The following is a 23,229-nucleotide window of genomic DNA, read 5'->3' as shown; positions in this document are numbered from 1 at the left end:
ATGCGGCACATCATGGCAAAGAGCCTCGCGCCCACCGACGGCGTTCGCGACTATCTGGCGGCACAGGAGAAGAAGTCGCTGCTGCGCTTCCTGACCTGCGGTTCCGTCGATGACGGCAAGTCGACGCTGATCGGGCGCCTGCTGTCCGACACCAAGCAGATTTTCGAGGACCAGCTCGCCGCGCTCGAGCGCGATTCGCGCAAGCATGGCACGACGGGCGACGACATCGATTTCGCGCTGCTGGTCGACGGTCTCGAGGCTGAGCGTGAGCAAGGCATCACCATCGATGTCGCCTACCGCTTCTTCGCCACGCCGAAGCGCAAGTTCATCGTTGCCGATACGCCCGGCCACGAGCAATACACCCGCAACATGGCGACCGGTGCCTCGACCGCCGACCTGGCGATCGTGCTGATCGATGCCCGCCAAGGCGTCCTGCGCCAGACCAGACGCCACTCGATCATCGCCTCGCTGCTTGGCATCCGCCACATCGTGCTGGCCGTCAACAAGATCGATCTCGTCGGGTTCGACCAGGCAGTCTTCGACCGGATCGTTGAAGACTACCGGCAATTCTCGCGCGATCTCGGTTTCCAGACCATCGTGCCGATCCCGATGTCGGCCCGCTACGGCGACAACGTCACCGGCCGTTCGGACAAGACGGAATGGTATTCCGGCCCGACGCTGATCGAGCATCTCGAAACCGTGTCGGTCGACGAAGCGGTGGTCGAACTGCCGTTCCGTTTTCCGGTCCAGTATGTCAATCGCCCCAATCTCGATTTTCGCGGTTTTGCCGGCACGATCGCGTCCGGCTCGGTTGCGTCAGGCGACGAGGTCGTTGTCGCCAAGTCCGGCAAATCCTCGCGCGTCAAGCGGATCGTCTCGTATGGCGGCGATCTCGCCCAGGCGGCGGCCGGCCAGGCCATCACACTCGTTCTTGACGACGAGGTCGAGATCTCCCGCGGCAACATGCTGGTTTCACCTGCCGCACGGCCGCAGGTCGCCGACCAGTTCGCCGCCAACATCGTCTGGTTCGACGAACATGCGCTGCTGCCCGGCCGCTCCTACATCCTGCGCACCGAGACCGATCAGACCAGCGCCACCGTCACCGACCTGAAATACCGGATCAACGTCAACGACTTTGCCCATGAAGCGGCCAAGTCGCTCGAAATGAACGAAGTCGGCATCTGCAACATCTCGACGCGGACGCCGATCGCCTTCGACCCCTTCGCCGAGAACCGCACCACCGGCGCCTTCATCCTGATCGACCGCATCTCCAACGCCACGGTCGGCGCCGGCATGATCCTGCACTCGCTGCGCCGCGCCGAAAACATCCATTGGCAGTCGCTCGATGTCGGCAAGCACGTCCGAGCCGACATGAAGAACCAGCGGCCCGCCGTGTTCTGGTTCACCGGGCTGTCGGGCTCCGGCAAGTCGACCATCGCCAACCTGTTCGAAAAGAAGCTGTTCGCCACCGGCCGCCATACCTATATCCTGGACGGCGACAACGTCCGTCACGGTCTCAACCGCGATCTAGGTTTCACCGACGCCGATCGCGTCGAGAACATCCGCCGCGTCGCCGAAGTGGCGCGCTTGATGGCCGATGCCGGGTTGATCGTCATTGTTTCGTTCATTTCGCCGTTCAGCGCCGAGCGGCGCATGGCGCGCGAATTGATGGCCGACGGAGAGTTCATCGAGGTGTTCGTCGACACGCCCTTCGAGGAATGCGCCAGGCGTGATCCGAAGGGCCTCTATGCGCGCGCACTGAATGGCGAGATCAAGAATTTCACCGGCGTCGATTCTCCTTACGAAGCGCCGGAAAACCCCGAAATCCATCTGAAGACACTCGGCAAATCGGCCGAAGAGATGGTAGACGCCCTGGAACACTGGCTGAACGAGCGCGACATTGCCGAAGACCAATACGACAGCGGCGGCGGCATCTGACGACAGGCTGATGCTTGAAATCTTCGAGCGGCTGGCCCTGGCGGCCGGGCGCGAGGTGATGCGTGTGTTCCATGCTGGCTGTGCAGTCGATCGCAAGTCCGATGCTTCGCCGGTGACCGAGGCGGACCGCGAGAGCGAGAAGATCATTCTCGCCGGACTGCGCGCCGCATTTCCCGACATTCCCTGCGTGGCCGAGGAGGAAGCATCCGCCGGCATCGTGCCGCCCGACCTGGACGGGCCTTTCTTTCTGATCGATCCGCTCGACGGCACCAAGGAATTCGTCAACCGCCGCACCGATTTCACCGTCAACATCGCTCTGGTTCGCGATGGCGTACCGGAAGTCGGCGTCGTCTTCGCGCCCTGCACCGGCCGCTTCTTTTCCGGCCTGCCGGGCAGGGCGGAATCTCTCGGAATCGATGGCGACTACCAGATCACCGGGCGCCGGCCGATTTCGGTGAGAACAGCCATGGCGCCGCTGGCCGTCGTTGCCAGTCGTTCGCACAACACGCCGGAAACCGAGGCCTATATTCGCGACCTTGGCGCGGCCGAAATCGTGTCGGTCGGTTCGTCCTTGAAATTCTGCCTTGTCGCCAGCGCCGAGGCGGATGTCTATCCGCGCTTCGGCCGCACCATGGAATGGGACACGGCGGCGGGCGACGCCGTTCTGCGCGCGGCCGGCGGCATGACGCGCACGCTGGACGGCCAGCCTCTGGTCTATGGCAAGCGCAGGCAAAGCGACGATGAGGATTTTGCCAATCCGCATTTCATTGCCAGCGGCAGGGCAGGGGTCAGCCCCGCCTGAGAAGGCCCCGCAGCTTACTCGGCTGCGGCCTGCGCTGAATTCGAGCCGATATAGTTGCGGATCGTTTCGATGATGCGGTCCTGGTCGGCTTCGCTGAGATAAGGGTGCATCGGCAGACAAAGAATCCGCTTCGGCAGGTCTTCCGACACAGCAAGGCCGGTCGGCGTGCGCGGGTAGTCGCGATAAGCAACCTGGGCATGCAGCGGCTTCACATAATAGATGACCGACGGAATTCCCTTTTCGCCGAGATGCGCCTTCAGCCCGTCGCGCTTCGGCGTCTCGATGGCGTACTGCGCCCAGGCCGAACGGCTGCCATCCAGATTGCGGGCGGCGGTAACGACGTCGCCAAGCCCATCGGCATAGCGCTTGGCCACCACTTGGCGGGCAACCATCTCGTCTTCGAGGATGGCCAGCTTCTCGATTAGGATCGCCGCCTGCAGCGTGTCGAGGCGTGAATTGATGCCGACGCGGACATTGTCGTATTGCGTTTCGCCCTTGCCGTGGAAGGCGAAGGATCTGAGTTGCTCGGCCAGCGCATCGTCATTGGTGAACATCGCGCCGCCATCGCCGTAGCAGCCAAGCGGCTTGGCCGGGTAGAAGCTCGTCGAGCCGACCGAGCCGAACGAGCCGCACATCTTGCCGTCGAGAGAACCGCCCATCGACTGGGCGGCATCCTCGATCACCATCAGCCCTTCGCGGTTGGCGATCGCCATGATCGCCTCGTAGTCGGCGGCAAGGCCAAACAGATCGACGGGAATGATTGCCTTCGGCTTCAGCCGGCCTTCCTTCTTGATCATGGTGATGGCCGCTTGGAGGCTGGCAATGTCGATGTTGTAGGTATGCGGGTCGACATCGACGAACACCGGCTCTGCCTTGGCCAGCGCCACCACTTCCGCCGTGGCGGCGAAAGTGAAGCTCGGCACGAACACCGCGTCGCCCGGGCCGACGCCGGCCGCAAACAGCGGCAACAGCAGTGCATCGGTGCCGTTCGCGCAAGCCACGACATGCTTGGTGCCGACATAGGCGGCGAGCTTGTTCTCGAATTCGGTGACTTGCGGGCCGAGGATATAGCGGCCCTCATCGACGACACGGTCGATCGCGGCCTTCAGCCGGTCGCGGATTCGTTCGCGCTGCGCGCCAAGATCGATGAACTGCATGTCGGCCTCAAAACGGTTTCAACCAGGCGGTTTAGCCAGATAACGGCCCGCTGGTACCAGAGTTGCGCTTGACGAGAAAGCCGGACGCACAGAGCCGTAAATTGCCTGTGTGTCGTAGCCTGTTACCTGTATTTCCCGGCAGACCTTCGCGAGATGCCGGAAATCCGGGCTTCGTCGGGCGCGATCGCGCCTTTATAGCCCCACGCATCGGTCCTGCGAAACATAAAGTGATCGACTGGCTCAATCTATGTTGAGCGCTACTCAGGCGATCTCGTGTCGCCAGGGTGGATTGGCGCCGGCCCGTGACACCGTTACCGCTGCTGCCTTGGCGCCAAGCGCCAGCGCCTTGTGGATGGCGTCTTTCGATAGGTCGGAAATCGACGCTTTCGTCAGCAGGCCCTGCTCATGCAATGAGGCTAGGATGCCGGCGTTGAACGTGTCGCCGGCGCCGACCGTGTCGACCATCTCCACCTTTTCCGGCATCACCGTGACGGTGTGCTCCTTGCTGTAGCCGACAGCGCCTTCGCTGCCATGGGTGACGACGATCAGCTTCGGGCCGCGGTCCAGCCAGTTGCGGATGACATCCTCATGCGAGCCGGCTTCGCCAAACCAGTTCAGGTCTTCGTCCGACAGTTTCACGATGTCGGCCATCGCCATCATGGCGCGGATGCGCCTGAGGTGCTTGGCCTTGTCCGGGATGAAGTTCGGCCGGATGTTGGGATCGAGCATCATGACGCGGCTTGCCTGCTCGCGCCGCATGAACTCTTCGTAGGCACTGCCGGCGGGCTCCGAGATCAGGCTGATGGCGCCGAACAGCATGGCTTCGATCTCGTTGCCGAGCTGTGGCAGGTCGTCGATGGTCAGCATGCGGCCGGCGGTGTTCTCGTCATAGAAGGTGTAGGTCGCCTGGCCGTTGGTGAGCTTGACGAAGGCCAGCGTCGTTGGCCGAGGCGAGGTGTGTGCATAGGTGGAACTGACCTTGCTCGCCCCCAGCGCATCCCGGAACTGGCCACCGAACAGATCCGACGACAAGCCGGAAAAGAAGCCGGCTGGCGCGCCGAGCCGGCCAAGCGCGATCGCCGTGTTGAACACGGCGCCGCCGACATAAGGCGCAAAGGCCGGCTCGCCCGCTGTCGTCGTGCGCGGCAGCATGTCGATCAGGGCTTCGCCGCAGCAGAGGATCATGGCTTCCTGGTCTCCGGCGGATAGATCACGCCTTTGCGGATGATGATGTTGGCGTAGAGCCGCGGCTCGCTTGTTGCGACGATGGCATGCGCCGATTTGACCCGTGCATAGAAGTCGGCGCCGGCCAGCGCAACCACCTTGCGGCCTGGCGCACGTTTGGCGCAGATCGCCTCGATCTCATTATGGACGGGATCGGCAAGCGAGGGGTCACCCTTGACCGAGGCGCGGAACAGCGCCTCCGGCACGGCGTCGTCCACCGGCAGCACGCTCAAGATCGCGTCGAGCACCGGGATGAGGTGGTGACCATCGGCTCGTACCAGCCTTGTTGCCTGCTGTTCCGCCGGATAATTTCCGTCGACAAGCGCGATTTCGTCGCCATGGCCCATGCCGCGCAGGATCGCCAGAAGCTCCGGACCGAGCAGCGCCGGGATTCCGATCAGCATCAGGCGCTCCTGGAAATCGTCGTCGAGCCGATCAGGAAGCGTTCGGATAGTGGCAGGCTGGCGCCTCCGAGGGCCCGGGCATGAATGCCGACGGTTCCCTCGCGAACCGCGGGCAGCTTCAAACCTTCGCCGTCGATCGTGGCGATGGCCGCAATGATGGCGTCAACCAGACGACGGCGCACCGCCTTCGGCATCCAGCCGTCGATCACCGCCGCCTCGAAATCGATGACCGAGGATGCGGCGACGATGGCGTAGGCGAGCGCTCGCGAGGCGCTGGCGATCCAGTCGTCGAGCTCGGGTCCGATCTCGCCCCAGTCTTCCGGCGATGTCCACAGATGCGAGGCCTCGACGCCGCGCGCATTGAGCGCCTTTTCGAGCATGGCGATGGACGCCACGTCGATCAGCTGGGTCGGTTTGCCGTTCGGCCCGGGCACGGGCATGGAGCCGAGTGCTCCGGCATTGCCGGTCGGGCCGCCAAACAGCCGGCCATTCAGCACGATGCCGCCACCGGCAAAGGCACCGATATAGAAATAGACGAAGTCACGCGCGCCGCCCGCGTGGCCGAAGACGAGCTCGGCGCCGCAGGCCGACGTGGCATCGTTCTGCAAATAGACCGGAAAATCGCATTGCGCCTGGATGTCGGCCCTGATGTCGCGGCGGCGCCATTCGTCCATGACGTCGCGCGGGGCGCCGGCAGTATCGGTCCAGTTCCACAACTCGAACGGCATGGCGATGCCGAGCCCGGCGATGCGCTTGTCCTGTGCGGGCGTCAACTCGCCGCGCATCTGCCGAATGCCGTTGCTGACGAAGTCCACCGTCTCGCGCCGCGCCGGGTAGCGGTATGAATGCTGCAGCATCGAGCGCACATTGCCAAGGAAATCGATCAGCACCAGTTCCGCGCTGCGCCGGCCGATCTTCAGGCCGATGAAGAAAGCGCCTTCGGGATTGAGCGCCATCGGGATGGAGGGCTGGCCGATCTTGCCGCGCAACGGCGCCTGGCGCAGCAGAAGGCTTTCTTCCTCCAACTCACGCATGATGACCGAAACCGTCTGCGCCGAAAGTCCGGTCATGCGAGCGATGTCAGATTTCGCCAGGCTGCCGTGCTGGCGCACCAGCGAGAGCACCAACCGCTCGTTGTGGTCGCGCATGCCGCTCTGGTTAGTGCCGCGGTGAATGAGGCTGTCATTCACCTCGGGCGAACCGTGCCTCGCAATGGCGGTTTCCACCCTGTTCCTCCCGTCGTTTCCCCTCAATGCTTTTGGGCCAGAATGGGTGAACGAAGCAATGCTGTCAATAATAAATAAGAGTGATTTAATTATTGACAGAGGCTTCGGCCTGGTGTCTGTTGAGGCAGCGTCCACACTGGGAGAATTTCGTTGGATGCGCTGCAGGTGCCGGTTGGCCGGCATCGGAATGGTTCCACTGGGAGGAAAATCGTGACCAATACAAAACTGTTGAAATCGACCGTGTTTGCCGCCGCGGCTCTTGGCCTGATGGCGTTTGCCTCGTCCGCATCCGCGGCCGGTGTCGGCGCCTGCCTGATCACCAAGACCGACACCAATCCCTTCTTCGTCAAGATGAAGGAAGGCGCGACCGCAAAAGCCAAGGAACTCGGCGTCGACCTCAAGACCTACGCCGGCAAGATCGACGGCGACAGCGAGAGCCAGGTCGCGGCGATCGAAAGCTGCATCGCCGACGGCGCCAAGGGTATCCTGATCACCGCGTCCGATACCAAGGGCATCGTGCCGACCGTGAAGAAGGCGCGTGATGCCGGCCTGCTGGTGATCGCGCTCGACACGCCGCTCGATCCCATCGACGCGGCCGACGCGACCTTTGCGACGGACAATCTCGAAGCCGGCAAGCTGATCGGCGCCTGGGCCGCCGCCACGCTCGGCGACAAGGCCAAGGACGCCAAGATCGGTTTCCTTGACCTGACCCCTTCGCAGCCGACCGTCGACGTCCTGCGCGACCAGGGCTTCATGATGGGCTACGGCATCGATGTGAAGGATCCCAACAAGATCGGCGATGAGGACGATCCGCGCATCGTCGGCCACGATGTCACCAACGGCAACGAGGAGGGCGGCCGCAAGGCGATGGAGAACCTTCTGCAGAAGGACAACACCATCAACGTCATCCACACCATCAACGAGCCGGCCGCTGTCGGCGCCTACCAGGCGCTGAAGGCCGTCGGCCTCGAAAGCCAGGTGCTGATCGTTTCCGTCGACGGCGGCTGCCCCGGCGTGAAATCAGTGGCCGAAGGTGTCATCGGCGCCACGTCGCAGCAATATCCACTGCAGATGGCAGCACTTGGCATCGAGGCGATCGCCGCTTTCGCCAAGGACGGAACCAAGCCGAAGCCGACCGAAGGCAAGAATTTCTTCGATACCGGTGTCAACCTGGTGACCGACAAGCCGGCCACTGGCGTGAAGTCCATCGACACCAAGGAAGGCCTCGCCAAGTGCTGGGGCTGATGCCGGTCTGACAGGCATCTACGGAACCTGAGCGGTCGGGGCTTGATCCCCGGCCGCTTCGGGTGGACGATGGGTCGCGTGACCGCGAACAATCCCGGCGACAGACCGGAAAAGCGTGGACGGGTGTTGGCGCGTGGCTGGCACCCAACGGGGAGGAAACATGGCTCAAGCTCAGGAATTCGAGAAGGTTCTCTCGAGCAGCGATACAAGCGTTGCCGCTTTTGACGAGCACAAATCGGCCGTCAAGCGCATCCAGCATTTCCTGCATTCGACGCCGGCCGCGGTGCCATTGATCGTGCTGGTTCTGGCGATCGTCGTCTTCGGCATCACCATCGGAGGACGCTTCTTTTCGTCCTACACGCTGACGCTGATCCTGCAGCAGATCGCCATCATCGGCATTCTGGGTGCTGCGCAGACATTGGTCATCCTGACCGCCGGCATCGATCTGTCGATCGGCGTGATCATGGTGATTTCAGCAGTGATCATGGGCAATTGCGCGGTCAGCTACGGCATGCCGAGCGTGCTCGCCGTGGCGATCGGGCTTGCCGCCGGCGCGGCCTGCGGGCTGCTCAACGGGGTGCTGGTCGCCTACATGAAGCTGCCGCCATTCATCGTGACGCTAGGCACCTGGAACATCGTCATGGCCACGAACTTCATCTATTCGGCCAATGAGACGATCCGCGACACCGACGTCGACACCCAGGCGCCGCTGCTGCATCTGTTTGCATTAAGCTTCAAGATTGGCACCGCGGTGCTGACGCTCGGTGTCATTGCCACGGTCGTGCTCGTTCTGATCCTGTGGTACGTGCTCAATCACACGGCATGGGGCCGCCATGTATACGCCGTTGGCGATGATCAGGAGGCGGCGAAGCTGTCGGGCATCCAGACCAAGAAGGTGCTGATGACGGTCTACACCCTTGCCGGACTGATCGCCGCTTTCGCTGCCTGGGTCTCCATCGGCCGCAACGGCTCGATCTCGCCGTCAGCCGCCGTCACCGACTATAATCTCCAGGCGATCACCGCGACGGTGATCGGCGGTATTTCTCTGTTTGGCGGACGCGGCTCGATCCTGGGCACGCTGTTCGGCGCGATGATCGTCGGCGTCGTCTCCATGGGCCTCAACATGCTGGGCGCCGATCCTCAATGGAAAGTGCTGCTCACCGGTGTGCTGATCATCGGCGCCGTGGCAGTCGACCAATGGATCAGAAAGGTTTCGGCATGACCATGACCCAGGAACCCATTCTCACCGCTCGTGGACTGGTCAAGCGCTATGGCCGTGTCACCGCCCTCGACAATGCCGACTTCGACCTTTACCCCGGCGAAATCCTCGCCGTCATAGGCGACAATGGCGCCGGCAAGTCGTCGCTCATCAAGGCGATTTCCGGCGCGGCCGTACCCGACGAAGGCGAGATCCGGCTTGAAGGCAAACCTGTCGCCTTCAAATCACCGATGGAGGCCCGCGAAGCCGGCATCGAAACCGTCTATCAGAATCTGGCGCTGTCGCCGGCACTCTCGATCGCCGACAACATGTTCCTTGGCCGCGAAATCCGCAAACCGGGTTTTCTGGGCGACTGGCTTCGTATGCTCGACCGTCCGGCAATGGAAAAGCGCGCCCGCGACAAGCTCACTGAGCTTGGCCTGATGACCATCCAGAACATCAGCCAGGCGGTGGAGACGCTTTCAGGCGGCCAGCGCCAGGGCGTGGCGGTGGCGCGCGCCGCCGCCTTCGGCAGCCGTGTGGTGATCATGGACGAACCGACGGCCGCCCTTGGCGTCAAGGAAAGCCGCCGCGTGCTCGAACTGATCCTCGACGTCAAGAAGCGCGGCCTGCCGATCGTTCTGATCTCGCACAATATGCCACATGTCTTCGAAGTGGCCGACCGCATTCACATCCACCGGCTGGGGCGTCGCCTCTGCGTCATCGATCCCAAGCAATATACGATGTCCGATGCCGTCGCCTTCATGACCGGCGCAAAGGTTCCGCCCGAGGCGGCGCTGGCGGCTTGATGCATGTCGCCCAAAAGTGCGTAGCGGTTTTCGGAACAACGACATGTATGGAACAAGAAATTTGAAGCGCGTCGCGCGGGATCGCCTGGGCGCGTGACGCTTCGAACTGTCAAATTGCCGCAGGGTAAGCCAGTATGCGCTGATCTAAATCGATTGAATATGTAGTGGTATCGGCTAGCATGGGCTGGGAGGAACGATGAAAGCCGGTATGATCGTGGCAACCGCACGAGAGGCAGCATGACGCGCGCGATGACATCCGAAGCTCCCCAGCCCGAACTTGAAAATCCCGATCCCAAGACACTCGCCTCGGAAGTCTTGAAGGCCCTCAAATACCGGGTTGGCAAGGACACCACCGTCGCGACCCAGTACGACTGGCTGACCGCCTCGATCAAGGTCGTGCGCGACCGCATCGTCGACCACTGGATGCAGGCGACGAAGGAGGCCTACGACCAGCAGGAAAAGCGCGTCTATTATCTGTCGCTGGAGTTCCTTATCGGCCGCCTGATGCGCGACGCCTTCTCCAATCTCGGCCTGATGGACAATATGCGCGCGGCGCTGTCGTCGCTGGGCGTCGATCTCGATCTGATCGCCGCTCTCGAGCCGGACGCGGCACTCGGCAATGGCGGCCTCGGCCGGCTTGCCGCCTGCTTCATGGAAAGCATGGCGACCGTCGACATTCCCACGCATGGCTATGGCATCCGCTATGCCAACGGCATGTTCCGCCAGGAGATTCATGACGGCTGGCAGGTCGAACTGCCCGAGACCTGGCTCGATCACGGCAACCCCTGGGAATTCGAACGCCGTGAGCGCTCTTTCGAGGTCGGTTTCGGCGGTTCGGTGGAATCGATCACCTCCAAGGACGGCCGGCTCGAACGCCATGTCTGGAAGCCAACCGAGCATGTGCTGGCCGTCGCCTATGACACGCCCGTCGTCGGTTGGCGGGCCAATCGCGTCAACACGCTGCGGCTCTGGTCGGGCATGCCTGTCGATCCGATCCTGCTCGACAAGTTCAATGCCGGCGACCACATCGGTGCGCTTGCCGAAAGCAACAAGGCCGATGCCTTGTCGCGCGTGCTCTACCCCGCCGATTCACACAAGGCCGGGCAGGAACTGCGGCTCAGGCAAGAATACTTCTTCTCCACCGCCTCGCTGCAGGACATCGTCCAGCGCCATCTCAGCCAGTATGGCGACCTGAAGTCGCTGCCCGACAAGGCTGCGATCCATCTCAACGACACCCATCCGGCCATCGCTGTCCCCGAGTTGATGCGCCTGTTGATGGATGTCCACGGCATGGATTTCGACCTTGCCTGGAGCATCACCAAGCGGACCTTCGGCTACACCAACCACACGCTGCTTCCTGAAGCGCTGGAAAGCTGGCCGGTGCCGCTCTTTGAGCGGCTGCTGCCGCGCCACATGCAGATCGTCTACGCCATCAATGCCGAAGTGCTTCTTGAGGCGCGCGCCTCCGACCAGTTCTCCGACGAGCAGATCAGTCGCATCTCGCTGATCCAGGAAAACGGCGACCGTCGGGTGCGCATGGGCAATCTGGCCTTTGTCGGCTCGCACTCGATCAACGGCGTTTCGGCGCTTCACACCGACCTGATGAAGGAAACGGTGTTCGCCGACCTGCACAAACTCTATCCCGATCGCATCAACAACAAGACCAACGGCATCACGCCGCGGCGCTGGCTGATCCAGTGTAATCCCGGGCTGACGTCGCTCGCCCGCGAGACGATCGGCGACCGTTTTCTCGACGACATCGACGCCATCAAGGGTCTCGACGTCTTCGCCGGCGATGCCGCCTTTCGCGACAAGTTCGCCGCCGTCAAGCGCGCCAACAAGGCGCGGCTGGCCAACCTCGTCGCCGACCGGCTCGGCATCAAGGTCGATCCCTCGGCGCTGTTCGATATCCAGATCAAGCGCATCCATGAATACAAGCGCCAGCTTCTGAACATCCTTGAGGCGATCGCTCTCTACGACCAGATCCGCTCGCATCCCGAGCGCGACTGGATGCCGCGCGTGAAATTCTTCGGCGGCAAGGCGGCACCCAGCTACCACAATGCCAAACTGATCATCAAACTCGCCAACGACGTCGCCAAGGTCATCAACCGCGATCCGGCCGTGCGCGGTTTGCTGAAGGTGGTGTTCGTGCCAAACTACAATGTCAGCCTGGCCGAGATCATGATGCCGGCGGCCGACCTGTCCGAGCAGATCTCGACCGCCGGCATGGAAGCGTCAGGCACCGGCAACATGAAGTTCGCGCTGAATGGTGCGCTGACCATCGGCACGCTCGACGGCGCCAATGTCGAGATCAAGGAGTGCGTCGGCGACGACAATATCTTCATCTTCGGCCTGACCACCGCCGAGGTCGCTGAGCGGCGCAACAACGGCTACGATCCGCGCGCCGTCATCGAAGCATCACCCGAACTGGCGCAAGCGGTTGCTGCCGTTTCGTCGGGTGTCTTTTCGCCGGACGATCCGGAGCGTTACCGCGACTTGATGAACGGTCTCTATCAGAGCGACTGGTTCATGGTCGCCGCAGATTTCGACGCCTACGCCGCTGCGCAGCGCGAAGTCGATGCCGTCTGGCGCAACAGTCCCGACTGGTACGCCAAGGCGATCCGCAACGTTGCGCGTGTCGGCTGGTTCTCCTCCGATCGCACGATCCGCCAATATGCGAAAGAAATCTGGAACGTACCTGTCTGATGTGATTGCATGAGGCCGCGAACAATGTGGTCCCAGGGTGTGAAATGCACACCCTAGAACAAAACACTCGGTGCCCGGGGAGGGACGCTGCCTGATGAAGAAGCCGCGCGCGACCGCTGCGACAAACGGGCCGGACGGACTGGCGCAAGCCAGCGATGTTGCGGCGATTGTTGCCGGCACGCACGGAGATCCCTTCGCGGTCCTTGGTGTCCATGAGATCGGCAAGAGCCTGTATGCCCGATGCTTCGTTCCGCATGCCGAATTCGTTACCGCTTATACGCTGACCGGCACCATCGCGGGTGAACTGTCCAGGCGCGACGACGGCGGCTTTTTCGAAGGCAAGCTCTCGATCAAGAAGCGGCAGCCCCTGCGCTATCACGCGCGCAATGCCGGCGGCGACTGGTGGCTGACCGATCCCTATTCGTTCGGTCCGGTGCTTGGCCCGATGGACGACTACTACATCGCCCAAGGCTCGCACCTCAGGCTGTTCGATAAGCTCGGCGCCCATGTCATCGACCACGAAGGCGCTTCCGGAGTGCATTTCGCCGTCTGGGCTCCCAATGCACGGCGCGTCTCGGTGGTCGGCGACTTCAACGAATGGGACGGTCGCCGGCACACAATGCGTGATCGCCGCGACACCGGCATCTGGGAACTGTTCGTGCCCGATATCGGTGCCGGTCGGCCCTACAAATACGAGATCATCGGTCCCGATGGCGTGAGACTGCCGCTGAAAGCCGACCCGTTCGCCTTCAAATCTGAATTGCGTCCGGCCACTGCTTCGGTCGTGGCCGTGCCACCGGCGCATGAGTGGGGCGACGAGGCGCACCGCAATTTCTGGCGCAATGCCGATCACCGGCGCGAAGCCATCTCGATCTACGAGGTCCATGCCGGCTCCTGGCAACTTCACGACGACGGTGCGTTCCTGTCATGGGACGAGTTGGCCGACCGGCTGATCCCCTATGTGGTCGAGACCGGTTTCACCCATATCGAATTCATGCCGATCTCTGAACACCCCTATGACCCGTCCTGGGGCTACCAGACGACCGGCCTCTACGCGCCGTCGGCCCGCTTCGGCGACCCGGACGGCTTTGCTCGTTTCGTCGATGGCGCCCACCGCGCCGGCGTCGGTGTCATCCTCGACTGGGTGCCGGCGCATTTCCCGGTCGACGCGCACGGCCTTGCCAACTTCGACGGCACCGCGCTCTATGAACATGCCGATCCGCGCAAGGGTTTTCATCCCGACTGGAACACCGCGATCTACAATTTTGGCCGCCGCGAGGTGGTGTCGTTCCTCGTCAACAACGCCTTGTTCTGGGCCGAGAAATATCATGTCGACGGTTTGCGCGTTGATGCGGTCGCCTCGATGCTCTACCTCGACTATTCGCGCAAGGCCGGCGAATGGATCCCCAACGAGAAGGGCGGCCGCGAGAACCTCGAGGCGGTCAGCTTCCTGCAGAAGATGAACAAGGAGGTCTACGGCCACCATCCGGGCGTCATGACCATCGCCGAGGAATCGACCTCCTGGCCGAAGGTCTCGGCACCGATGCATGAAGGCGGCCTGGGCTTCGGCTTCAAGTGGAACATGGGCTTCATGCACGACACGCTGGAGTATTTCTCCAAGGAGCCCATCTTCCGCAAACATCACCACAACGACCTCACCTTCGGCCTGACCTACGCCTTCTCGGAAAATTTCGTGCTGCCGCTCTCGCATGACGAGGTCGTGCACGGCAAAGGCACGCTGCTTGGCAAAATGGCCGGCGACGACTGGCAGAAATTCGCGACATTGCGCGCGTACTACGCTTTCATGTGGGGTTATCCCGGCAAGAAGCTGCTGTTCATGGGGCAGGAGTTCGCGCAGCGCCGCGAATGGAGCGAGGCGCGCGCGCTCGACTGGAACCTGCTGGAGTTCCGCCCGCATCGCGGCGTCTGGCAGACGGTGCGCGATCTCAACTATCTCTACCGTTCGCGCCCGGCGCTGCATGGCCGTGATTGCGAGCCGGAAGGGTTTTCCTGGCTGATCGTCGACGACAGCCAGAATTCGGTTTTTGCCTGGCTGCGCAGCGCACCGGGCGGCAACTCGGTGGCCGTCATTTCCAATTTCACGCCGGTGCCGCGCGACAATTATCGCGTGCCGCTGCCGACGGCCGGCAAATGGCGCGAAATCATCAACACCGACGCTTCGGAATATGGCGGTTCCGGCAAGGGCAATGGCGGCATGGTCGAGGCGCGGGCGGAGGGAGGGAGCATCTCCGCGACTATGCTCTTGCCGCCGCTGTCGACGATCATGCTTGAACTCGTTGCGGACTAGGTCCGTCAACTTGTCGCCGACTGAACCATGTCGAGATCGAGTAACTTGGGAGGGTAAAAATGGCAGACTTGAAACGGACCCAGCCGCTGGCGCGCGATGCCATGGCCTATGTGTTGGCCGGCGGCCGTGGCAGCCGCCTCAAGGAACTGACCGACCGGCGTGCCAAGCCGGCCGTCTATTTCGGCGGCAAGACGCGCATCATCGACTTCGCGCTCTCCAACGCGCTCAATTCCGGTATCCGGCGCCTTGGTGTCGCCACGCAGTACAAGGCGCATTCGCTGATCCGCCACCTGCAGCGCGGCTGGAACTTCCTGCGTCCTGAACGAAACGAGAGTTTTGACATCCTGCCGGCCAGCCAACGCGTCTCGGAAACGCAATGGTATGAGGGCACCGCCGACGCCGTCTATCAGAACATCGATATCATCGAGGCCTATGGACCTGAATACATGGTCATCCTGGCCGGCGACCACATCTACAAGATGGACTACGAGATGATGCTTCGCCAGCACGTCGACGCCAATGCCGATGTCACCGTCGGCTGCCTCGAAGTGCCGCGCATGGAAGCCACCGGCTTCGGCGTCATGCATGTCGATGCCAACGACAACATCATCGCCTTCGTCGAAAAGCCCGCCGACCCGCCCGGCATTCCCGACAAGCCGGAATTCGCCCTGGCCTCGATGGGCATCTATGTCTTCAAGACCAAGTTCCTGATGGAGCAGTTGCGCCGCGATGCGGCTGAGCCGGGCTCAAGCCGTGACTTCGGCAAGGACATCATCCCCTATATCGTCCAGCACGGTAAGGCGATCGCGCACCGCTTCGCCAAGTCCTGCGTCCGCTCGACCGCCGAGAACGAGGCCTATTGGCGCGACGTCGGAACGGTCGACGCCTATTGGGAAGCCAACATCGACCTGACCGACATCACGCCGGAACTCGACCTCTACGACCGCGACTGGCCGATCTGGACCTATGCCGAATTGAAGCCGCCGGCAAAGTTCGTGCATGACGAGGATGGCCGCCGCGGTTCGGCGGTGTCCTCGCTTGTCTCGGGCGATTGCATCGTCTCGGGGGCTTCGCTGAAGAGAAGCCTGATCTTCACCGGAGCGCGCATCAATTCCTATTCGACCCTGGAAGAAGTCGTCATGCTGCCCGACGTTCATGTCGGCCGGAACGCAAAGTTGAAGCGCGTGGTCATCGACCATGGTGTTAGGATACCGGAAGGGCTGGTGGTCGGCGAAGATCCCGTTCTCGACGCCAAGCGCTTCCGCGTTTCTGAAAAGGGCATCTGCCTGGTCACCCAGGATATGATCGACAAGCTGGGGCTCTAACGCATGCAGGTTCTGTCGGTCACGCCCGAGATTTTCCCGCTGATCAAGACCGGCGGGCTTGCCGACGTGACCGGCGCGCTGCCCATTGCGCTGGCGGCCAAGGGCGTGACCATGCGCACGCTCATCCCCGGCTTTCCGACCGTTATGGCCGCCTTCAAGAAAAAGCGGGCGGTTCTGCAATATCCCTTGCTGCAGGGCGGTAAGGCCTCCGTTCATTCCATCCAGCTTGCCGGGCTAGAGCTGTTCGTGCTCGACGCGCCGCATCTGTTCGACCGTCCCGGCGGTCCCTATGGCAATGCGACCGGCGTCGATTGGCCCGACAACTGGCGGCGCTTTGCAGCACTAAGCCAGGTCGGCGGCGATATCGCCGGCGGCGCCATCTCGGGCTACCAGCCTGACATCGTCCACGCCCATGACTGGCAGTCGGCGATGACGCTGGCCTATATGCGCTACGGCAAGGCGGTCGGCGTACCGTCGATGGTGACCGTTCACAACCTCGCTTTCCAGGGCCAGTTCGGCGCCGACATCTTCGGCGAGCTCGGCTTGCCTGCGGCGGCTATGGCGCTCGACGGCGTCGAATATTATGGCGGCGTCGGCTTCCTCAAGGCGGGCCTGCAGGCCGCCTGGGCGATCACCACGGTCAGCCCGACCTACGCGCAGGAGATACGCTCGGCGGAATTCGGCATGGGCCTCGACGGCCTCATCAACATGCGCTCCAGCGATCTCTATGGCATCGTCAACGGCATTGACATCGACATCTGGGATCCGGAGACCGACAAGCATTTGGTCTCCACCTACACGGCCGGGACGCTGAAGGCGCGCGCGCCCAACAGGGCCGCCGTCGAGGAGCGCTTCAGCCTCGATCGTGACGACAGCCCGATCGTCTGCGTCGTCAGCCGCCTGACTTGGCAAAAGGGCATGGACATACTAGCGCTGGTGGTCGACGGCATCGTTGCCACGGGCGCGCGGCTGGCCATCCTGGGCTCGGGCGACGCCGGCCTCGAAGGTGCGCTGCTTGCCGCCGCAGCCAGACATCGCGGCCGTATCGGGGTTGTCGTCGGCTACGATGAAGGGCTGTCGCACATCATGCAGGGCGGTTGCGACGCCATCGTCATTCCCTCACGCTTCGAACCGTGCGGGCTGACGCAGCTTTACGGCCTGCGTTATGGTTGCGTGCCGGTGGTTGCCCGCACCGGGGGCCTGGCCGATACGGTCATCGATGCCAATGAGGCCGCCGTCTCGGCCGGCGTTGCCACCGGCTTCCAGTTCGCGCCCAACAATGGCGGTGCCTTGCTGCACGCCATCCGCCGCCTCGTCGACGCCCATGCCAGTCCGCCGGTCTGGGAATCGCTGCAGCGCCAGGGCATGAAGGCCGACGTGTCGTGGGACAAGAGTGCGGATAAATATGTTGAACTCTATCGCTCGCTGCTTTCGAAAAGGGTTGCCTGAAGCATGATACGGACCATCCCCACCAAACCCTATTCCGATCAGAAGCCCGGCACGTCGGGCCTGCGCAAGAAGGTGCCTGTCTTTCAGCAGGAGCACTATGCCGAGAATTTCATCCAGTCGATCTTCGACGCGCTGGACGGTTTCAAGGGCAAGACCCTGGTGATTGGCGGCGATGGCCGCTTCTACAACCGCGAAGTCATCCAGAAGGCCATCGCCATGGCAGCCGCCAACGGCTTCGGCAAGGTGATGGTCGGGCAGGGCGGCATCCTGTCGACGCCGGCCGCCTCGCATGTCATCCGCAAATACATGACCTTTGGCGGCATCATACTGTCGGCCAGCCACAATCCGGGCGGTCCGCACGAGGATTTCGGCATCAAGTACAATGCCGGCAATGGCGGCCCGGCGCCGGAAAAGCTGACCGACGCGATCTTCGAAAAGACCAAGGCGATTTCGAGCTTCAAGATCGCCGACATCGATCCGATCGACATCGACACGGTCGGTGCGGTCAAGGCCGCCGGCATGACCGTCGAGATCATCGACCCGGTCGCCGACTATGCCGAGCTGATGGAAAGCCTGTTCGATTTCGACGCATTGCGCAAACTGTTCAAGTCCGGCTTCCGCATGCGCTTCGACGCCATGCACGCGGTGACCGGGCCCTACGCCAAGGAGATCCTGGAAAACCGGCTTGGCGCGCCCAACGGCACCTGCCGCAATTTCAAGCCGCTGCCGGATTTCGGCGGCCACCATCCGGACCCGAATCTTGTCCATGCCAAACACCTCTATGACGAAATGATGGGGCCGGACGCGCCGGATTTCGGCGCCGCCTCCGATGGTGACGGCGACCGCAATTTGATCATCGGCAAGGGCATTTTCGTCACCCCGTCGGATTCCGTTGCCATGCTTGCCGCCAATGCGCGCCTGGCGCCGGGCTACAAGGCCGGTTTGAAAGGCATTGCCCGCTCGATGCCGACCAGTGGCGCGGCCGATCGTGTCGCTGAAAAACTCGGCATCGGCATCTATGAGACGCCGACCGGCTGGAAGTTCTTCGGCAATCTGCTCGACGCCGACATGGCGACGATCTGCGGCGAGGAGAGTGCCGGCACCGGTTCCAACCATGTCCGTGAAAAGGACGGCCTGTGGGCGGTGTTGCTGTGGCTCAACATCCTGGCCGCGCGCGGCGAAAGCTGCAAGCAGATCGTCACCGAGCACTGGGCGACCTACGGTCGCAACTACTATTCTCGGCACGATTATGAAGAGGTTGAGAGCGACCGCGCGAATGCGCTGGTCGACGAACTCCGCGCCAAACTCGGCTCATTGCCGGGCACCAGCGTGCGCGGCATGACAATCGCCAGCGCCGACGATTTTGCTTATCGCGATCCGGTCGATGGCTCGATCAGCGAGCACCAGGGCATCAGGGTGCTGTTTGAAGGTGGTTCGCGCGTCGTCTTCCGGCTGTCCGGCACAGGTACGTCGGGCGCGACGTTGCGCGTCTACATCGAGCGCTACGAGCCGGACGGAGCGAGGCACGATCTCGACACGCAAGAGGCGCTTGCTGATCTGATCGCGGCCGCCGATGATATAGCCGGCATCAAGAGTCACACCGGTCGCAACGAGCCGAGCGTGATTACTTGAGAGTGGCTGTGTGCGCTTTCCCTTCTCCCCTTGTGGGAGAAGGTGGATCGGCGCGCAGCGCCGAGACGGTTGAGGGGTGCGCGAAGGATCGCCGTCGGCGCCAAGCTGGAACGCCCCTCATCCGTCGCCTTCGGCGACACCTTCTCCCACAAGGGGAGAAGGGGGAGCCCGCATGACGTCACTCGGCGCTACCGTCACCTGCGAAGGCATCCGCTTTGCTGCGTGGTCGCAGGCCGCCCGCCGGCTCTGGGTCTCGGTCTTCGACGAGCAAGGCAACCGGGAAATCGAACGGCTCGAACTGCACCCGGAAGGCGAGGGCGTCCATGCGCTGTTCGTTGCAGGCCTTGGCCCCGGCACCCGCTATGGCTTTCGCGCCGATGGCGATTATGCGCCCGAGCGTGGGCTTTGGTTTGATCCCGACAAGCTGTTGACCGATCCCTACGCCGTCGAGATCGACAGGCCCTACGCCTATGACTGGCGGCTGGGCCGGCGCCGGGGCGAGGGGGCCGATACCGCGCCGCTGGTGCCGAAGGCGATTGCCGCCGCCTTGCCGAAGCCCGTGCAGGCTGCGCCGCCGCTTTTTCGTGCCGGTGGTCTGATCTACGAGGTGCCGGTACGCGCCTTCACCATGCTGCACCCAGACGTTCCTGAAAAGCTGCGAGGTACGGTCGCCGCCCTCGCTCACCCCGTGGTTGTCGAGCATCTGAAGAAGATTGGCGTTGGCGCGGTCGAGCTGATGCCGGTGACCGCCTCTATCGACGAGCGACATTTGCCGCCGCTCGGGCTGCGCAACACATGGGGCTACAACCCCGTCACCTTCATGGCGCTCGATCCGCACCTGGCGCCGGGCGGCATCATGGAATTGCGAAACACAGTCGCCGTGCTACGCAAGGCCGGCATCGGCGTTATCCTCGATCTCGTCTTCAACCACACAGGCGAGAGCGACAGGCTTGGTCCGACGTTGTCGCTGCGCGGCCTCGACAACCAGGCCTATTACCGGCACACATCAGACGGCAGGCTGGCCAATGAGACCGGGACGGGCAACACAGTCGCTTGCGACCATCCCATCGTTCAGGAAATGGTCCTCGACACGCTTCGCCATTTCGTCAGGGATGCCGGCGTCGACGGCTTCCGCTTCGACTTGGCAACCATTCTGGGGCGGGTCGAGGGCACATTCGATGCCGAGGCGCCGCTGCTGAGAGCGATGCGCGACGACGCGCTGCTGGCCGATCGCGTGTTGATCGCCGAGCCGTGGGACATCGGTCCGGACGGCTATCAGCTCGGCAATTTCCCACCATTCTTCCTCGAATGGAACGACAAGTATCGTGATGATGTCAGACGCTTCTGGCGCGGCGACGCCGGCATGGTCGGCGCCCTGGCGACCCGGCTCGCCGGTTCGTCCGATGTGTTTGCCGCGAACGGGCAAGACGCCAGCCGCAGTGTCAATTTCATCGCCGCCCATGACGGCATGACGCTCGCCGACATCGTGCGTTATGAGCGCAAGCACAACGAAGCCAATGGCGAGCAGAACCGCGACGGCCACAATGAAAACCTGTCCTGGAATAACGGCGTGGAAGGTGATGCGGACGACCCAGCCGTAGCCATGGCTCGCCTGAACGACCAGCGCGCGCTGCTCGCCACGCTGTTTGTCTCACGCGGCACCATCATGCTGACCGCGGGCGACGAATTCGGCCGCACCCAGCACGGCAACAACAACGCCTATGCGCAGGACAACGCGATCACCTGGCTCGACTGGCCCGGCCGCGATCAGGCGCTGGAGCGCTACACGGCGCTGCTCTCGACGCTGCGCCGAGCGATGCCCGCGCTTTCCGACACAAGCTTCCTTGCTGGCCAGCCGCCGGCAGGTTCGGAGATACCGGACGTCGCATGGCTGACCGAGATGGGCGTGCCGCTCGACGAACAGAGTTGGCAGGATCCGCAGCGGCACCGCCTTGTCATGATCCTGGCCGCCGATGACGACCGCAGTCTTGCGGTGCTCATCAACGGCGATCGCCGGGCCTGCATGTTCACCTTGCCCGAGCGAGATGGATTTTTCTGGGCTCCGGCCATCGAAACGCCGGATGCGGCGGATATCTCCCGGCCGATATCGGGGCGGACAGTTATCTTCATGATCGAACGAGTGCAGACCGGCACAAGGGAGAAGCGCAATGGGGGCAGGTGACAAGGCCGGATGGTGGCGCGGCTGCGTCATCTACCAGATCTATCCGCGCTCCTTCCAGGACACGACCGGCCACGGCAGCGGAGACCTCAGCGGCGTTACGTCGAGGCTCGCTCATGTTGCTTCGCTTGGTGTCGACGCCATCTGGCTGTCGCCCTTCTTCAAGTCGCCGATGGCCGACATGGGCTACGACGTGTCGGATTACTGCGATGTCGATCCAATGTTCGGCACGCTTGAGGATTTCGATGCGCTGGTCGCCGAGGCGCATCGTCTCGGCCTGAAGATCATCATCGACCAGGTGCTGTCGCATTCATCCGACAAACATGACTGGTTCGTTGAAAGCCGCGCCAGCCGCGATAATCCCAAGGCCGACTGGTATGTTTGGGCCGATACCAAACCCGACGGCAGCGCACCCAACAACTGGCTCTCCGTCTTCGGAGGCCCGGCCTGGGAATGGGATTCGACCCGCCGGCAGTATTACATGCACAATTTCCTCGCCTCGCAGCCGGACCTGAATTTCCATAATCAGGAGGTTCAGGACGCGCTTCTGGAAACGGTGCGGTTCTGGCTCGAGCGTGGCGTCGATGGCTTCAGGCTCGATACGGTCAACTACTATGTCCACGACCGCTGGCTGCGCAGCAATCCACCCTTGGCATCAAGCGTCGCCGGTACCAACAGCGAGACCAACACCTACCTCTACCAGGAGCACCTGTTCGACAAGACGCAGCCGGAAAACCTGGCGTTCCTGCGCCGCTTCAGGGCGCTGCTCGACGCCTATGAGGACCGCGCCGCTGTCGGCGAGATCGGCGATGAGGGCCGCTCATTGCAGACGCTCGCCGCCTACACCTCCGGCGGGGATACGCTCCATATGTGCTACACCTTCGACCTGCTTGGCCCACAGTTCTCTGCGGCGCATGTGCGCGGTTGCGTCGAAGCCTTCGAGGCAGCCGTTTCCGATGGCTGGGTCTGCTGGGCGTTCTCCAACCATGACGTGGTGCGCCATATCAGCCGCTGGACAAGGCCGGGCAGCGATCCCGACGCGATCGCAAGATTCTCGATCATGCTGCTCTCCTCCCTGCGCGGCTCGATCTGCCTCTACGAAGGCGAGGAACTCGGCCTTGAAGAGGCGGAGCTTGCCTACGAGGATCTGCGCGACCCCGTCGGCATCCGCTTCTGGCCGGGCGTCAAGGGTAGGGATGGGTGTCGAACGCCGATGGTCTGGGAGGCCGGCGCCGACAATGCAGGCTTCTCTACGGCCAGGCCGTGGCTGCCGATACCGGCCAGCCATCGCGCCCGAGCAGTCGACGTCCAGAACGCCGACACGGCCTCGGTGCTCACGTCCTATCGGACCGCGCTGGCGTTGCGCAGGGAGCATGAGGCGTTGGTAACAGGCTCGATCCGCTTTCTTGACGCTGAGGGCGACGTGCTCGCATTCGTCCGCCAAGGCGGCGGCGAGAGACTGCTCTGTATCTTCAATTTCGCTAGGGAGCCGGGGACCTGGCCGTTGCCGCCTGATATTGGAGCGGTTGCAAAGCTTGACGGCGATACAGCGGTCGTCGAGGAGTCCGAGCTTTCGCTGCCTGCGCTCGGATACTACCTTGGTCGCCTCGATTGATGCCTCGGCCGT

The 23,229-nt window shown here is 62.8% G+C and carries 16 protein-coding genes; 12 read left to right on the top strand and 4 right to left on the bottom strand.

Translation table 11 applies throughout. The features are described from left to right. Entirely contained in the window at nucleotides 1–1,938 is a 1,938-nt protein-coding gene (gene cysN, locus ASD99_RS27280) for a sulfate adenylyltransferase subunit CysN (protein ID WP_057145467.1), read from the top strand. Nucleotides 1,939–1,948: 10 nt separating this feature from the next. Continuing rightward, nucleotides 1,949–2,740 carry a 3'(2'),5'-bisphosphate nucleotidase CysQ gene (gene cysQ / locus ASD99_RS27275; protein WP_057145466.1) on the top strand — a complete coding sequence of 264 codons (792 nt, stop codon included), beginning with the start codon at nucleotides 1,949–1,951 and terminating at the stop codon, nucleotides 2,738–2,740. 14 nt (nucleotides 2,741–2,754) lie between these two features. Here cysQ and ASD99_RS27270 read toward each other — a convergent pair whose 3' ends face one another. The 4 genes from ASD99_RS27270 to ASD99_RS27255 all read right to left on the bottom strand — a co-directional run bounded on the left by ASD99_RS27270 (nucleotide 2,755) and on the right by ASD99_RS27255 (nucleotide 6,751). Beyond that, on the bottom strand, nucleotides 2,755–3,897 hold the full coding sequence (locus ASD99_RS27270; RefSeq protein WP_057145465.1) for a DegT/DnrJ/EryC1/StrS family aminotransferase: 1,143 nt from the start codon (nucleotides 3,895–3,897) through the stop codon (nucleotides 2,755–2,757). Nucleotides 3,898–4,158: 261 nt separating this feature from the next. Continuing rightward, nucleotides 4,159–5,082 carry a carbohydrate kinase family protein gene (locus ASD99_RS27265; protein ID WP_057145464.1) on the bottom strand — a complete coding sequence of 308 codons (924 nt, stop codon included), beginning with the start codon at nucleotides 5,080–5,082 and terminating at the stop codon, nucleotides 4,159–4,161. Next, nucleotides 5,079–5,525: an RbsD/FucU family protein gene (locus tag ASD99_RS27260; RefSeq protein WP_056580828.1), complete on the bottom strand. Its 447-nt coding sequence runs from the start codon at nucleotides 5,523–5,525 to the stop codon at nucleotides 5,079–5,081. Before ASD99_RS27260 ends, ASD99_RS27265 begins: the two co-directional genes overlap by 4 nt. Then, entirely contained in the window at nucleotides 5,525–6,751 is a 1,227-nt protein-coding gene (locus tag ASD99_RS27255) for an ROK family transcriptional regulator (protein ID WP_056580825.1), read from the bottom strand. Before ASD99_RS27255 ends, ASD99_RS27260 begins: the two co-directional genes overlap by 1 nt. 267 nt (nucleotides 6,752–7,018) lie before the next feature. Here ASD99_RS27255 and ASD99_RS27250 point away from each other — a divergent pair, with 267 nt between their 5' ends. The 10 genes from ASD99_RS27250 to ASD99_RS27205 all read left to right on the top strand — a co-directional run bounded on the left by ASD99_RS27250 (nucleotide 7,019) and on the right by ASD99_RS27205 (nucleotide 23,217). After that, on the top strand, nucleotides 7,019–7,996 hold the full coding sequence (locus tag ASD99_RS27250; RefSeq protein WP_372337956.1) for a sugar ABC transporter substrate-binding protein: 978 nt from the start codon (nucleotides 7,019–7,021) through the stop codon (nucleotides 7,994–7,996). A gap of 160 nt (nucleotides 7,997–8,156) precedes the next feature. Then, the gene (locus tag ASD99_RS27245; protein WP_056580824.1) at nucleotides 8,157–9,218 is read left to right on the top strand and encodes an ABC transporter permease; all 1,062 of its coding nucleotides are present in this window, start codon (nucleotides 8,157–8,159) and stop codon (nucleotides 9,216–9,218) included. Further along, entirely contained in the window at nucleotides 9,194–10,003 is an 810-nt protein-coding gene (locus ASD99_RS27240; RefSeq protein ID WP_224696644.1) for an ATP-binding cassette domain-containing protein, read from the top strand. Before ASD99_RS27245 ends, ASD99_RS27240 begins: the two co-directional genes overlap by 25 nt. A 237-nt stretch (nucleotides 10,004–10,240) precedes the next feature. Beyond that, nucleotides 10,241–12,709: a glycogen/starch/alpha-glucan phosphorylase gene (locus ASD99_RS27235; RefSeq protein WP_057145463.1), complete on the top strand. Its 2,469-nt coding sequence runs from the start codon at nucleotides 10,241–10,243 to the stop codon at nucleotides 12,707–12,709. A 94-nt stretch (nucleotides 12,710–12,803) separates the two neighbouring features. Further along, nucleotides 12,804–15,017: a 1,4-alpha-glucan branching protein GlgB gene (gene glgB, locus ASD99_RS27230; protein ID WP_057145462.1), complete on the top strand. Its 2,214-nt coding sequence runs from the start codon at nucleotides 12,804–12,806 to the stop codon at nucleotides 15,015–15,017. Between the two features lie 59 nt (nucleotides 15,018–15,076). Further along, a complete protein-coding gene (gene glgC, locus ASD99_RS27225; protein ID WP_056580815.1) occupies nucleotides 15,077–16,342 on the top strand; it encodes a glucose-1-phosphate adenylyltransferase in 1,266 nt (421 codons plus the stop codon). 3 nt (nucleotides 16,343–16,345) lie between these two features. Continuing rightward, nucleotides 16,346–17,791, top strand: coding sequence for a glycogen synthase GlgA (gene glgA, locus ASD99_RS27220; RefSeq protein WP_057145461.1), 1,446 nt, complete (start codon nucleotides 16,346–16,348; stop codon nucleotides 17,789–17,791). Nucleotides 17,792–17,794: 3 nt separating this feature from the next. After that, nucleotides 17,795–19,423 carry an alpha-D-glucose phosphate-specific phosphoglucomutase gene (locus tag ASD99_RS27215; RefSeq protein ID WP_057145460.1) on the top strand — a complete coding sequence of 543 codons (1,629 nt, stop codon included), beginning with the start codon at nucleotides 17,795–17,797 and terminating at the stop codon, nucleotides 19,421–19,423. Nucleotides 19,424–19,595: 172 nt separating this feature from the next. Then, nucleotides 19,596–21,605, top strand: coding sequence for a glycogen debranching protein GlgX (gene glgX, locus ASD99_RS27210; RefSeq protein WP_057145459.1), 2,010 nt, complete (start codon nucleotides 19,596–19,598; stop codon nucleotides 21,603–21,605). Next, nucleotides 21,592–23,217, top strand: coding sequence for an alpha-glucosidase family protein (locus ASD99_RS27205; RefSeq protein WP_057145458.1), 1,626 nt, complete (start codon nucleotides 21,592–21,594; stop codon nucleotides 23,215–23,217). The genes glgX and ASD99_RS27205 overlap by 14 nt, the downstream gene beginning before the upstream one ends. The last annotated feature ends 12 nt before the right edge of the window (nucleotides 23,218–23,229 follow it).

This window comes from Mesorhizobium sp. Root695, from assembly GCF_001428185.1.
Classification (GTDB): Bacteria; Pseudomonadota; Alphaproteobacteria; order Rhizobiales; family Rhizobiaceae; genus Mesorhizobium.
Note: the sequence above shows the minus strand (reverse complement) of the source record. Positions and strands in the feature narration are given on the sequence as shown.